Origin of the sequence: Acidaminococcus sp. BV3L6, assembly GCF_000468835.1 — a bacterium.
GTDB lineage: Bacteria > Bacillota > Negativicutes > Acidaminococcales > Acidaminococcaceae > Acidaminococcus > Acidaminococcus intestini.
The window spans coordinates 1-13320 of record NZ_AWUR01000047.1 but is presented as its reverse complement, the minus strand read 5'-3'; the positions used below and the strand labels follow the sequence as shown (position 1 = coordinate 13320).

General features: G+C 51.3%; 13 protein-coding genes. All 13 read left to right on the top strand.

Annotated elements, in window-relative coordinates:
- Window positions 1-83: 83 nt before the first annotated feature.
- Window positions 84-650, top strand: a complete 567-nt coding sequence (locus HMPREF1246_RS08385; protein WP_009015298.1) for a hypothetical protein — start codon at window positions 84-86, stop codon at window positions 648-650.
- Window positions 651-1585: 935 nt separating this feature from the next.
- The gene (locus tag HMPREF1246_RS08380; protein ID WP_014129146.1) at window positions 1586-2584 is read left to right on the top strand and encodes a hypothetical protein; all 999 of its coding nucleotides are present in this window, start codon (window positions 1586-1588) and stop codon (window positions 2582-2584) included.
- A 15-nt stretch (window positions 2585-2599) separates the two neighbouring features.
- Window positions 2600-3964: a phosphomannomutase/phosphoglucomutase gene (locus HMPREF1246_RS08375; RefSeq protein ID WP_009016323.1), complete on the top strand. Its 1365-nt coding sequence runs from the start codon at window positions 2600-2602 to the stop codon at window positions 3962-3964.
- Between the two features lie 12 nt (window positions 3965-3976).
- Complete coding sequence (gene galE / locus HMPREF1246_RS08370) at window positions 3977-4963, top strand: UDP-glucose 4-epimerase GalE (RefSeq protein ID WP_021737258.1); 987 nt, start codon at window positions 3977-3979, stop codon at window positions 4961-4963.
- Window positions 4964-4968: 5 nt separating this feature from the next.
- Window positions 4969-6903 carry an ABC-F family ATP-binding cassette domain-containing protein gene (locus tag HMPREF1246_RS08365; protein WP_009016325.1) on the top strand — a complete coding sequence of 645 codons (1935 nt, stop codon included), beginning with the start codon at window positions 4969-4971 and terminating at the stop codon, window positions 6901-6903.
- Complete coding sequence (locus HMPREF1246_RS08360) at window positions 6900-7601, top strand: uracil-DNA glycosylase (RefSeq protein WP_009016326.1); 702 nt, start codon at window positions 6900-6902, stop codon at window positions 7599-7601. The genes HMPREF1246_RS08365 and HMPREF1246_RS08360 overlap by 4 nt, the downstream gene beginning before the upstream one ends.
- Window positions 7602-7618: 17 nt before the next feature.
- The gene (locus tag HMPREF1246_RS08355) at window positions 7619-8383 is read left to right on the top strand and encodes a threonine/serine exporter ThrE family protein (protein ID WP_009016327.1); all 765 of its coding nucleotides are present in this window, start codon (window positions 7619-7621) and stop codon (window positions 8381-8383) included.
- Window positions 8384-8394: 11 nt separating this feature from the next.
- Window positions 8395-8880, top strand: coding sequence for a threonine/serine exporter family protein (locus HMPREF1246_RS08350; protein ID WP_009016328.1), 486 nt, complete (start codon window positions 8395-8397; stop codon window positions 8878-8880).
- Between the two features lie 255 nt (window positions 8881-9135).
- Window positions 9136-9480, top strand: coding sequence for a cupin domain-containing protein (locus tag HMPREF1246_RS08345; RefSeq protein WP_009016329.1), 345 nt, complete (start codon window positions 9136-9138; stop codon window positions 9478-9480).
- A gap of 443 nt (window positions 9481-9923) precedes the next feature.
- Window positions 9924-10178 carry a ribosomal L7Ae/L30e/S12e/Gadd45 family protein gene (locus tag HMPREF1246_RS08340; RefSeq protein WP_009016330.1) on the top strand — a complete coding sequence of 85 codons (255 nt, stop codon included), beginning with the start codon at window positions 9924-9926 and terminating at the stop codon, window positions 10176-10178.
- Between the two features lie 61 nt (window positions 10179-10239).
- Window positions 10240-10623 (top strand): 30S ribosomal protein S12, encoded by a 384-nt coding sequence (gene rpsL, locus HMPREF1246_RS08335; protein WP_009016331.1) that lies wholly within the window; start codon window positions 10240-10242, stop codon window positions 10621-10623.
- Between the two features lie 41 nt (window positions 10624-10664).
- The gene (gene rpsG, locus HMPREF1246_RS08330; RefSeq protein ID WP_009016332.1) at window positions 10665-11135 is read left to right on the top strand and encodes a 30S ribosomal protein S7; all 471 of its coding nucleotides are present in this window, start codon (window positions 10665-10667) and stop codon (window positions 11133-11135) included.
- A gap of 35 nt (window positions 11136-11170) precedes the next feature.
- Window positions 11171-13255 (top strand): elongation factor G, encoded by a 2085-nt coding sequence (fusA, locus tag HMPREF1246_RS08325; RefSeq protein ID WP_009016333.1) that lies wholly within the window; start codon window positions 11171-11173, stop codon window positions 13253-13255.
- Window positions 13256-13320: the final 65 nt, after the last annotated feature.

Genomic DNA, 13320 nt, shown 5'->3' with positions numbered 1-13320 from the left:
GAACTCGTCGTAAATGAGTTCACAGAGTAGGGGTTCCGTTGTATAATAAGAAGGAATTTGATGAATCGCCAAGGAGGATTTCCATGAAAAAATTACTCACCCTTGTCACGCTTCTTATGACGCTCCTTGCCGTTCCTTTTACGGCAAGTGCTGAGCGCAGCGGCGCCAAAGCAAGCGGCGTTCCTTTCAATAAGACCAAGGTTGTCTATCTAAAAAGTCTCGAAAAGACTGATGGGGAATTTGTTAAGAATAACCCCCAATTCAGACGCGATGAGGATGCGGTCCGCCTCACCTATCTTGGGCTCCAGAAATCCTTGAAGGATGAAGGGGTGACGCTTTATAACAATCCAGTCATGCTGCCCGACCGTTACCTGAGAAAGACCCTGACCATGCAGGTCGTTGTCAATTTTGCAGGGACTGTGCCCCTCGAAGGAGAAGCGGCTCAGGAAGCCATCAAGGACAAACGGGAACCGGTGGAATCCCTTGTCTCCCTTTCCTTCCTTGTCACCAAAGGAGAGGCACCGGTCTACCGTATGACCGACGTGCGTACGAGTAAGGAAAAGAACTTGGAAAAACTCATCCGGGATATGACAAAAGATGTAGCAAATGAAATCACGAATAATCGTATGAAACTAAAAGATGTAAAATAAGAACGCCGAGAGGCTGTGAGAAATGAGTACATCATTTCTCACAGCCTCTTTTTGTATGGCTTGGGAGTGGGGGATTATGATGTTCAGGTGGTGTGATGCTGTGATGCAGGGCCGCACTGCTGTTCTGCCACTAAAATCGGTGCAGCCGAATCTTTTGTCTTTGGAATTTGAATCCATCAAAAGACTGTACAGCCGACCCTAAACCGTTCCTTCTTTAAAGGGGGAGGGACCGAATCCATTCGCCCGGAAACATGGCCCTGCGCCCTTGTGCTTTGCCCCAATGCGGGCTTGGGACTCGGGCATATTTGCCTTGCTAGCTGCTTGCAAGGAAACGTCGCTGCGGTTTCTCATCCACCACCGAAATCGGGAAATCCGAATTGGATAACCGTATGGATATTTCCCACACAACATGAGTGCTAATAAATTATATTATCGGCCCCGTCGTACACGAAAACGGTTCCTTTACCTCCGCAGCTGCAATGGATTTATCCTGGTGCGGCTGTCAAAGGCGGGGTATCGTTTTCGAGTCAATGCGGAAGATGGCTATAGAGGATCAGCCGTATCATGTTCCGTCTTTTTGACTACGCAGATGGGCCGATATGGGCTTCAGGCGAATCATGTTTCCTTTAAAAACCGAAAAAATTCCAAGAAGTGGCCCATCCGCCGAAGGCATTTTTTTGGGCGTCTTAAAAATGAGATTGTGGTACGTACCTTCTTGCGACGGGGCATGTCATCATCGGCATCAGATCAATCTTTTTAAAGCCAATGACGACACGTAGCCGCATCGAATCGGCGCGATTTCCGCGCCGAGTAAAACTACAGACCTCTACCCTTGCGACAAACCCATTTAAAAGATATAATTCTATGAGTATCATCGTGAGACCAGCCCGGTTATCCGCCCTGTGTCCCCCTTGAGGAAAGGATGGACGATATCTATGCCGATACCTCTTGCTCTTTGGGCTGCTGCCGGAATCGGAGCAGCGGGCATGAAGCTCTACATGAACCTGAACAGTCCTGAAACCGTCGTGCGCAATGCAACGGAGCGTTATAACGAAGAACGCTATAAATTCTATAAACAAATGGAAAGGCTCGTTCCCCTCATCGAGGAATTGGGCCGTTTGAAGTTATCTACGTGGTCCAAGTATACCGCGATGTTTGACACGCTGGATAAGCTCATCAACCTCCCCGGTCATTATACCTATAAGAGCCACAAGAACCTCCACATGCTGCCCCAGGATGTGCGCAAGCTGCGGAAGGTGGCAGACGTCGTAAAACGAATCCATACGGATCATCTTGATATTGAAGGGACAGGGATGCTGACTATTGTTGCTCTTCAAGGCGGGGCGGCCAGTGATTACAGCCAGACGGCCCTGGCCGAAGGGGAGTCGCGCCTCATTCTCGAACAAATCATGGAGCAGCCCCTTTATACGTCAGAATGCGGCGTCCTTGACGAAGAGCAGGTCCTGTGCGCCGTCATGGATTTTCCCAAAGTCATGCCCCGTGGTTATTTCAAGGACCGTCATGGCAGAAAGCGGGAACGCAAGGTTTCCAAACGGGCGGCCCGCCGCTACAAGGAATTGACGGATAAGGAATCGGTCCGTCTTGCTGACGCGACGGCGCGGGCTGATCGCCTTTTTCATGTTGTGACCCATGTCCTGGGCTATATGAAGCCGCTCAAAAAGGAACATGATGAACAGCTTGATTTTTTTACGGCCCTCATCAAGAAAAACAACGATTACGATCAGTTTACGCTCGAACAGAAGGATCGTCTCAATTTTGGCGTTACCTTAGGATTTGTCCTGCGTGAACTGGCCCGGACCGATATCATCATCAAGAACGGGAATGTTCCCATCATCAATACTTCGGCCCTGCGGGCGGTTTATGCCCGGGCCAAAGATTTGATGCCTGCGGAAGAAATGCCCTATCAGATATAAGAAAGGAAGAATTCTATGATCAGTACAAAAGGTTTCAAAGCCTATGATATCCGCGGCGTCGTTCCCAGCGACGTCAATGAGGAACTTGCTTACGCCTTGGGCCGCAGTCTTGCCTTTTACCTCAAGGCAAAGACCCTTGTCATAGGTCACGACATCCGTCTGAGCGGGCCCAGCCTGCGCGACGCCGCTGTACGTGGGATGCGTGACATGGGGACACATGTCATCGATCTTGGTCAGTGCGGTACGGAAATGATTTATTTTGCGGTTGCCCATCTTAAGGCTGATGGCGGCATGATGATTACAGCAAGCCATAATCCTGCCGAATATAACGGGATGAAGCTTGTCCGCAGCGAGTCCCGGCCCATTTCGGGAGACACGGGATTAAAGGACCTTGCGGCCATGGTCACAGATCCTGATTTTGAAACAAAATATCCCAAAGCCGCACGGCAGGGAAGCTATGAGCAGGTGGACATTGTCCCAAGTTATGTGGATCATCTCCTTAGCTATATCGACACTAAAGAGATTGCTCCCCTAAACATCGTGGCTAACCCCGGAAATGGCGGAGCCGGTCCCATTGTAAAGGAACTGGCAAAACACCTGCCCTGTCACTTTACGTATCTTAATGACACGCCGGACGGACATTTCCCCAATGGAGTTCCTAATCCGCTCCTTGTTGAAAACCGTGATGCCACCAGCGACGCTGTCCGCCGGGAAGGGGCCGATCTTGGCATTGCCTGGGACGGGGATTTTGACCGCTGCTTCTTCTTTGATGAAAATGGACGCTTCATCGAAGGGTATTATCTTGTCGGTCTTTTTGCCTCTTACTTCCTCAAGAAGCATCCCGGTGCCAAGATCCTCTTTGACCCGCGCTTGATCTGGAATACAGAGGACATCATTGCCCGTGAAGGGGGCTATCCTGTCCGCTGCAAGAGCGGTCATGCCTTCATCAAGGAATGTATGCGTCGGGAACATGTTCTTTATGGCGGAGAAATGAGTGCCCATCACTATTTCGCCGATTTTTCCTACTGCGACAGCGGGATGATTCCTTGGCTTCTTGTCATTTCTCTCATGTCGACATCAGGCCTTAGTCTTGCTGAAATGGTGGACGCTCGCATCCGCGAATATCCCTGCAGCGGAGAAATCAACCGCAAAGTGGGGAATGCCGATGCCATCATGGAATCCCTGTCGACGCGCTTTAAATCCGGCATCCAGGACCGTATGGACGGGCTTAGCGTCGTCTATGATGAATGGCGCTTCAACCTTCGTAAATCCAATACGGAACCTGTGGTGCGTCTCAATGTTGAAACAAGAGGAGATCGGGAACTTCTCGAACAAAAGACCCGTGAACTTCTGGACCTTATCCAGGGCGAGAAAGCATAAGGAGGCAGCAGTATGAACGTTCTTGTTACGGGCGGGGCCGGTTACATCGGTTCCCATGTCATTGATGATCTCATCAAATCTGGTTATACACCGATTGTTTATGATAATTTCAGTACCGGTCATGCCGAAGCGGTTCCCGAAACGGTACAGCTTATCCAAGGGGACCTTCACGATTTCACCTTCTTGAAGCATATCATGGGCCAATATGAAATCGATGCCGTCCTGCACTTTGCTGCAAGTTCCCAGGTCGGCGAGTCCATGGTCGATCCGGGAAAATATTACTATAACAATGTGGCTGGTACTTTGGGTCTTCTTGACGCCATGCGGGAAAGCGGCGTCGAGTATATCGTCTTTTCGTCGACGGCGGCCGTTTACGGGGAACCGGACCAGGTTCCTATTACGGAAGACATGCCCCTTCATCCAACGAATGTCTATGGCCGGACAAAACTCATGATTGAAAACATGCTGCGTGACTACAGCATGGCCTACGGCCTTCATTATGTAGCCCTGCGCTACTTCAATGCTGCTGGCGCGTCCCTTTTGGGAAATATCGGGGAAGACCATAATCCGGAAACCCATCTCATTCCCCTGACCATCCAAGCCGCTCTGGGTAAGCGCGATGCTATTTCCATCTTTGGTACGGACTACGACACCCCTGACGGCACGTGCCTCAGGGACTACATCCATGTGAAGGACCTGGCCTCCGCTCATATCCTTGCCCTGAACCATCTTGTCAAGGGCGGTGCAAGTCGGGTCTATAATCTGGGAACCAAGACGGGACTTTCTGTCCGGGAAATCATCAATGCCGTCAAGGAAGTAACGGGCCGTGACTTCATGGTAAAGGAAGAAAAACGCCGTGCTGGCGATCCTGCGCGGCTCATTGCCTCCAGCGAAAAAATTGCAAAGGAACTCCATTGGAAGCCCGAACACAGCAGCGTCAAGGAAATTGTGGAGACGGCATGGCGCTGGCATAGCGGCCACCCCAATGGATATCGCTGAGCCTTATGGATATCCTGGTAACCGTCGATCATCTCGCCAAAAGCTTTGGCGCTCATGATATCTTTGACAAGGTGAGCTTTACCATTCGCCAAGGGGAAAAGCTAGGCCTTGTCGGTGTCAACGGCAGCGGCAAGACGACGCTCCTGCGCTGCCTCATGGATCCCTCCTTTGCCGATAAGGGAACCGTCCAATATGCAGGGGAAATTCGCGTTGGCTATGTGGAACAGGGGTTTGACAATATCGAAGACGAAACCATCTGGGAGTTCATGCTCCGTTCCTGCCCGGATATTCTTTCCCTCCGGGAAACGATGAAGGAACTTGAGCGGGAAAGCGGCGAAAAGACAGGTGATGCCCTAAAGGATGTCCTGGACCGTTATGGTCGGGTGGAAACCCGCTATGCCCACTTGGACGGTTATCACTACGAAAATAACATCAAGCGGGTCCTGATGGGACTGGGCTATCCAGAATCCACCTGGGAGCACAACGCCCTGGCCCTTTCGGGCGGACAGAAAACGCGCCTTCAGCTGGCGGCGGCTCTTGTCAATTCGCCGGATCTGCTCATCCTCGACGAACCGACGAACCACCTGGATATTGTCATGAGTGAATGGCTGGAAAAATATCTTCGTGAGTTCCGCGGTGGTGTCCTCATCATCTCTCATGATCGGGCCTTCCTTGATGCCGTTGTGGAAGGCATCCTTGAAATGGAAGGGGGGACCCTGCACCGCTATAAAGGAAACTATTCCCGCTATGTGGAGCAAAAAGAGCTCCAGGTTCTCTCCCAGACCCGGGCTTATGAAGCGCAGCAGGAAACCATCCGACGCACGGAAGAGTATATCCGGCGCTACAAGGCCGGCATCAAAAGCAAGATGGCTCGGGGACGTCAGTCCCAGCTGGACCGGATGGAACGCATTGACGCACCCGTAAAGGAAGAATCTTTTACGCTGCGTCTGCCCCATGCCGCTGAATCCGCGGAAAAGGTCATCATGTTGGAACACCTTTCCGTTGGCTATGAAGGAAACGCCCTTTTAAGCGACATTGACCTGGTCCTGCGCCGCGGGGAAAAGGTGGCCATCATCGGGCCCAATGGGAGCGGCAAGTCAACCCTCCTAAAAACCATCCTTCAGGAAATCCCGCCCCTTCACGGCGAAGCAAAGATTGGAAACCGCGTGAAGATTGGCTACTTTTCCCAAAGCTATGAGCGCCTTGATTCCCAGCAGACCATTCTTGACAACTTCCTTACGGAGTATGGCATGACGGACGAACAGACGCGCCGTCTATTGGGCAGTATGCTCTTTCGCGGGGAAGACGTCTATAAAACCATCGGGAGCCTTTCCGGCGGTCAGAAAGCTCGTCTGGTCCTCTTGAAACTGGTTCTTGACGGGGCCAATTGCCTCGTTCTTGACGAACCGACGAACCATCTTGATATCATGGCCAAAGAAGCCGTCGAAGCCGCCCTTGAGACCTTTGACGGGACGGTTCTTCTCGTCACTCACGACCGCTATCTCGTTAATGAAGTGGCAGGCCGCATCTGGGCTGTTGAAAAGGGGCACCTCACGAATTATAACGGCAATTACGACTTCTATCTGGAAGAACGGGACAAACGCCAACAGCGGGAAGCGCCGCTTCCGGAATCCTCTCATCGAGCGCCGAAGGAAGAACCGGTAAAACCTGATGGATCAAAGCACCGCCCCCATGAGGAAAAATCCAAAAACCAGCGGATCTATACGCCGGCTGAGGCGGAAAAACTCCTGCCTGAAGTAGAACTGAAAATCCGTGAACACGAGGCTCTGCAAAAGGTCCTAAGTCAGCAGATTGCCGATCCTGAAAACCAGATGGACCTTGAAAAAAGTGCGGCCCTTGCCGCGGAATACGAAAAGGAGCAACAGCTCATTGATGGCTTCATGGAAAAATGGGAAGCTCTTATGGAGGCCCTTGAATGACAGCATTATCCATTGACAGTTTCATAAAAGCCCTGCAGGGCTATCACAGCGATACGGCCTTCAACCCATGGGCCGATTACGACCCCCAGTGTGACATTGGGCCCCAGGCACCCCTCATCCGGGCAGCCAATCTGAAGCGCTATTTGACGCTCCGCCAAAAGGCACGCTTTCTTTTTATTGCCGAAGGACTGGGTTATCAAGGCGGGCACTTTTCAGGCATGGCCATGACGAGTGAGCGCATCCTTTTGGGTCATCACCCTAACGTGCGGCCCCATGTGGTTCTTGGCGAGGATTACCCTTGCCAAAGGACAAGCAATCCCGAGTCGCCCCTGTTAAACCGCATGCAGCGGGAAAAAGGCTTCAATGAACCGACGGCGACCGTCATGTGGGGGGAACTTGCGGCCCAAGAACTGGCCCCTTTCCAGACGATTTTGTGGAATATTTATCCCTTCCATCCCTATAAACCATCGGGCATCCTGACAAACCGCACGCCGACGCCAAAAGAGCTTGACGAAGGCATTGACTTTGCTCGTATGATCCTTGCCCTTGTGCCGGGGATGCGCGTCATTGCCATTGGCCGAAAAAGTGCGGACACGCTCCAGAAGTATGGCGTAGCCTGCGACGCGGTTCCTCATCCTTCCATGGGTGGGGCCACGCGCTTTCGCAGCGCTGTGGACGCCTTGTTTGAATCTGAATAGGTATTTTTGGAGGTAACATGGAAAGCACCATTGCCAGTATGACTAAGGAAGAGGTCCTCAAGATTTCCCTCACGTGCGGGAAACTGCTCCTGACAAGCGGCGCCGAAACCTATCGTGTGGAAGATACGATGACGCGCATCTGCGCCCTCAGGGATATGCAGATTGCTGCCGTCAGCACGCCGTCATGGATCATGGTGGGCGACGAAACCGTGGACGGGACCAGTATGGTCTCCCGCGTTACGCGGCGGGGGACGGATCTCACCCTCATCAGCGAAGTGAACAACATTTCCTATCATATGCCCACGTGGGACCATTCCTTTGCCGAAACCATGGCCATGCTTGATGAATTGAGTGCCCGCCCGTCACCGACCGCACTCTACAGCATGGTTTGGTCCGGTTTTGCCGGCGGCTTTTTTGCCGGCGTCATTGGTGGCAATTTCTGGGATTTTGTGGCAGCCTTCTTGGGCTCCTTCCTTTCTATGGCCTTCATCTGCCTCGTGCGGCCCTTCCGCCCCAGCAGTTTTTGGGAAACGACTATGGCAGGCGTCATCATCTGTTTTGTCACCTATATGTGTCATCTGTTCATTCCTGGTGTCACTATGGAATTTGCCATTGGCGGCGGAATCATGCCCTATTTACCCGGTATGGCTTTTACCAACGGAATCCGGGACTTCATGGCCGGTGACCTCATGAGCGGAACGAGCCGGGCCGGCGAGGCCATTTTCCTTGTTGGCGGCATTGCCATCGGCATTGCGGCCTTCCTTGGCATCGTCTATCTTTAAGGAGGACTGCCATGAACGTCATCCTGACCATCGTCATCAAGACCATCTGCTCCTTTTTCGGAACCGTGGCTTTTGGCAAGATCTTCAACTGTCCTAAACACTGCCTCTATAAAGCGGGCTTTGTCGGCGCTGTGGGTTTTGGCGTCTACATCATTCTCCTCAGCGGTTTTGGCGTCAGTTCCATGCTCAGCAATTTTGCTGGAACCGTAGCCCTTTCTATCTGCAGTGAGCTCTTTGCCCGCTGGTACAAGGAACCTGTGCCTGTTTTTTCCATTCCTGGCGTCATTCCTCTTGTGCCGGGGCTGCCCCTTTATCGGGCCATGAACTATACGATGCAAAACGGCTACAGCATGGGTATGCATACCTTTGTCTCGGCGGCCCTTGACGCAACGGCCATCGCCATGGGTATTCTCCTTATCTCAGGTCTTGCCAAGGTTTATAAGACCAGTAAACGCCTTGTGTCGAAAAAGGTCCATCATCATTCCGAACGCTTGTAAAAAAACGATGGCTTATAAACCACGGGAGTCCTTCCTTGGAAGGACTCTTTTTGATTGGGCGCCTTACGATCTTTTGCCTTACAGTCTTTTAGCATCACAGCATCTTAGTTTCCTTCCATTTTTTCGCCCGACAGCCAGAACTGAAGGCTCGTGACAGCCCTTTAGAACAGGCCTCGAAGAAAACAGCTTGACAGCTTTCCCCTTTGCGCCCCGCCAGAAAAAAGATTATAATATCCCCAAAAGGAGGAATGCCCCATGGCCATCTATCATACGCTTACAAGAACAGTAAAGGAAAACCCCCAGACGGGAAGCATCATCAGTGATGCCATCATGGATCCAGAGACCCTCGGCAAGGGGGTCAAGATGTTTGCCCAAGTTACGCTGAAGCCGGGCTGTGCCGTTCCTATTCATCAGCATGTCGGCAACAATGAAACGTATTATCTGATTCAAGGCAGCGGCGAGTATACGGACGAAGACAAAAAATTCACCGTCAAAGCAGGCGACGTGACCTTCTGCGCTGATGGCGGCACCCATGGTCTCTTGAACACGGGAAAGGAAGACCTCGTCTTCGTCGCCCTTATTGCCAATACCATCGCCTAAGGCATTTTTGGGAAGGCGGCCTGGCAGGCTGCTATCTCTAAAAAATCGGAGCCAGCTACGCCTTATCAAAGGGCTGCGGGCAGCAAAGCATAAAAAGAGAAGCGGAGGAAGAAATGAGCGAATCCTTTCTTTCCCCGTCTTTTTTTAAAATAGTTAATGAAAGTTTTAAATAAATAAGATGAAATATATTCAAAACATTAATAAGGAAGCGTAACATTTTTCTTTCATTCTTACCTAAAAATCCTCAAAAATGCACAGAAAAACCCTTTCTTTGCCCTTCTTTCCAGTCCGCGGTGGGGATATATGACACACTAGGAACCGTGTAAACAAAGAATGGCATAAAATAAGGCGTACAGCGCCCAAAATTTTCTTGACAGGGTACGCGAGGAATGCTAGAATAGCATGGTGTCACAGGAGAAACTATGTCTTGACGGAGGTGCGCAATGTTTTTGGAAGAAGTAAAAAACGGCGCTCCGACTGTGGTGGGAGTAAAACAGACCCAGAAGGCCCTCGTCAAGGAAACTGCCCGCGGCGTCATCGTGGCGATGGATGCCAGCGATCACATCACAGGCCCCGTCAGGGCCTTGTGCGGGATTCATCAGGTTCCTGTGGAAACGGTCCCGACCATGCAGGAATTGGGCAAGGCCTGTGGGATCCACGTGGGAGCAGCCGTGGCGGCTGTTCTTGAAACTCGGTAAAATCTTCCGCTTGGGAGATTTTAATACATTAAATCTTATTCTTGAGAAAGGAGGTGCCGGAATGCCTACAATCAATCAGTTGATTCGTAAAGGTAGACAAGTTGTTACTCAAAAATCCACGGCGCCAGCATTGAAAAATTCACCGCAAAAACGCGGTGTCTGCACGAGAGTGTACACCACCACTCCGAAGAAACCTAACTCTGCTCTTCGTAAGGTTGCTCGTGTCCGCTTGACCAATGGTATCGAAGTTACTGCTTACATTCCTGGTATTGGCCATAACCTGCAGGAGCACAGCGTAGTCCTCATCAGAGGCGGAAGAGTCAAGGACCTTCCTGGTGTTCGTTATCATATCATTCGTGGCGCATTGGATACTGCCGGTGTTGCTGATCGCGCACAGGCTCGTTCCAAATACGGCGCTAAACGCCCGAAAGCAGCTAAGAAATAAGCACAATGCGTGAATGATTCATAACGAAGGAGGAATTACAGATGCCGAGAAAAGGTCCTGTAACGAAAAGAGACGTATTACCGGATCCAGTATATGGTTCCAAATTATTAACCAGATTCATCAACAAGATTATGCTCGACGGCAAAAAAGGTGTCGCTGAACGCATTGTCTATGATGCATTTGATCTGATCCATTCCAAAACGGGCAAAGACCCCATGGAAGTTTTCGACGCTGCCATGAAGAACGTCATGCCTACGCTGGAAGTTAAAGCTCGCCGCGTCGGCGGTGCCAACTACCAGGTTCCTGTTGAAGTCCGCGCTGACCGCAAGACCACTCTGGGGATTCGCTGGCTCGTCAACTATTCCCGCCTGCGTGGTGAAAAGACGATGTACGAACGTGTTGCCGGCGAACTGATGGACGCTGCCAACAACACCGGTGCTTCCGTCAAAAAGCGTGAAGATACGCACAAGATGGCCGAAGCCAACAGAGCGTTTGCACATTATCGTTGGTAATCTTTACAACCAATCATTACAAGGAGGAGTAATCTGTGGGCAGAGAGTTTCCCTTAGATAAAATCAGAAATATCGGCATCATGGCACACATTGATGCCGGTAAAACGACCACCACGGAACGTATCCTGTTCTATACCGGTAAGACCCATAAGATCGGCGAAGTCCACGACGGCGCCGCTACCATGGACTGGATGGTTCAGGAACAGGAACGTGGGATCACGATTACTTCTGCTGCAACGACCTGTACCTGGAAAGGACATTCCATCAACATCATTGATACCCCGGGCCACGTTGACTTCACGGTTGAAGTTGAACGTTCCCTGCGTGTACTCGACGGCTCCGTTGCCGTATTCAGTGCCAAGGGCGGTGTTGAACCCCAGTCCGAAACCGTATGGCGTCAGGCAGAAGAATACAATGTACCGCGTATCGCGTACATGAACAAGATGGATACGACGGGCGCTGACTTCTTCAACGCTGTCCAGATGATGAAAGATCGTCTCGGCGCAAATGCTGTGCCTATCCAGATTCCGATGGGTGCTGAAGATCAGTTCGTCGGCCTCATCGACCTCGTCAAGATGCAGGCTATCGTCTATGGCGATGACCTTGGCAAAGACGAAGAATTCGAGCCGATTCCTGAAGAATACGTTGAAGAAGCCCAGAAATGGCGCCAGAACCTCTTGGAAGCCGTTGCTGAAGGCGACGACGACCTGATGGAAAAATACCTTGAAGGCGAAGACCTTACGGAAGATGAAATCAATGCCACCATCCGTAAGATGACCTGTGCCTGCAAGATGTTCCCTGTCACCTGCGGTTCTTCCTATAAGAACAAAGGCGTGCAGCCCCTTCTGGATGCCATCATTGCTTACATGCCGGCTCCGACCGATGTGGCTGACATCAAGGGCGTGGATCCTGAAACGGGCGAAGAAACAACTCGTCCTTCCAGCGATGATGCTCCCTTTGCTGCCCTTGCCTTCAAGATCGCAACCGACCCCTATGTTGGCCGCCTGGCTTTCTTCCGTGTCTACTCCGGTAAACTGACGGCTGGCTCCTACGTCTACAACTCTTCCAAAGGCAAGAGAGAACGTATCGGCCGTATCCTGCGCATGCACTCCAACCATAGAACGGAAATCGAAGAAGTCTATGCTGGTGATATCGCAGCTGCCGTTGGCCTGAAAGATACGGGCACGGGCGATACGCTCTGCGATGAAAAGGCTCCGGTCATTCTCGAATCCATGGTCTTCCCTGAACCGGTTATTTCTGTAGCCATCGAACCGAAGACCAAGGCCGACCAGGAAAAGATGGGCATTGCCCTTGGCAAACTTGCTGAAGAAGACCCGACCTTCCGTGTCCGCACGGATCCCGAATCTTCCCAGACCATCATCTCCGGTATGGGTGAACTCCACCTTGATATCATCGTCGACCGTCTGAAGAGAGAATTCCACGTTGACTGCACTGTAGGCAATCCCCAGGTTGCCTATCGTGAAACCATCCGCAAGGCTGTTAAGAGCGAAGGTAAATTCGTTCGTCAGTCCGGTGGTAAAGGTCAGTATGGTCATTGCTGGCTTGAACTGACTCCGCTCAAACCGGGCGAAGGCTTCAAATTTGAAAACAAGATTGTTGGCGGTGCCATTCCTAAGGAATACATTGCACCTGTTCAGGCTGGTGTTGAAGAAGCCATGGAAAACGGTGTTGTGGCTGGCTATCCGATGGTTGATATCGGTGTTACCGTTTACGACGGTTCCTACCACGAAGTCGACTCTTCTGAAATGGCATTTAAGATTGCTGGTTCCATGGGCTTTAAGTCCGGTGCCGCCAAAGCTGACCCTGTTCTGCTCGAACCGTACATGAAAGTTGAAGTGACGGTCCCTGAAGAATACATGGGCGACGTTATCGGCGACCTGAACTCCCGCCGTGGCCGCATCGAAGGCATGGAAGCAAGAAACGGCGCCCAAATCATTTCCGCTTTCGTTCCCCTGTCTGAAATGTTCGGGTATGCAACGGACCTTCGTTCCAAGACCCAGGGCCGTGGCAACTACTCCATGGAAGTCGACCATTACGAAGAAGTTCCTAAGAACATCGCGGAAGCGATTGTTGCCAAAAATAAGGGAACGGCTGAATAAGCCCCAATTTTAGGAGGATTAGTACAATGGCTAAAGAGAAATTTGAAAGAACTAAACCCCATGTT

Excerpts from the sequence above, each read along its gene's own strand:
- HMPREF1246_RS08385 (WP_009015298.1), top strand. The coding sequence starts at position 84 with ATGAAAAAATTACTCACCCTTGTCACGCTTCTTATGACGCTCCTTGCC.
- HMPREF1246_RS08380 (WP_014129146.1), top strand. The coding sequence starts at position 1,586 with ATGCCGATACCTCTTGCTCTTTGGGCTGCTGCCGGAATCGGAGCAGCG.
- HMPREF1246_RS08375 (WP_009016323.1), top strand. The coding sequence starts at position 2,600 with ATGATCAGTACAAAAGGTTTCAAAGCCTATGATATCCGCGGCGTCGTT.
- galE (WP_021737258.1), top strand. The coding sequence starts at position 3,977 with ATGAACGTTCTTGTTACGGGCGGGGCCGGTTACATCGGTTCCCATGTC.
- HMPREF1246_RS08365 (WP_009016325.1), top strand. The coding sequence starts at position 4,969 with ATGGATATCCTGGTAACCGTCGATCATCTCGCCAAAAGCTTTGGCGCT.
- HMPREF1246_RS08360 (WP_009016326.1), top strand. The coding sequence starts at position 6,900 with ATGACAGCATTATCCATTGACAGTTTCATAAAAGCCCTGCAGGGCTAT.
- HMPREF1246_RS08355 (WP_009016327.1), top strand. The coding sequence starts at position 7,619 with ATGGAAAGCACCATTGCCAGTATGACTAAGGAAGAGGTCCTCAAGATT.
- HMPREF1246_RS08350 (WP_009016328.1), top strand. The coding sequence starts at position 8,395 with ATGAACGTCATCCTGACCATCGTCATCAAGACCATCTGCTCCTTTTTC.
- HMPREF1246_RS08345 (WP_009016329.1), top strand. The coding sequence starts at position 9,136 with ATGGCCATCTATCATACGCTTACAAGAACAGTAAAGGAAAACCCCCAG.
- HMPREF1246_RS08340 (WP_009016330.1), top strand. The coding sequence starts at position 9,924 with ATGTTTTTGGAAGAAGTAAAAAACGGCGCTCCGACTGTGGTGGGAGTA.
- rpsL (WP_009016331.1), top strand. The coding sequence starts at position 10,240 with ATGCCTACAATCAATCAGTTGATTCGTAAAGGTAGACAAGTTGTTACT.
- rpsG (WP_009016332.1), top strand. The coding sequence starts at position 10,665 with ATGCCGAGAAAAGGTCCTGTAACGAAAAGAGACGTATTACCGGATCCA.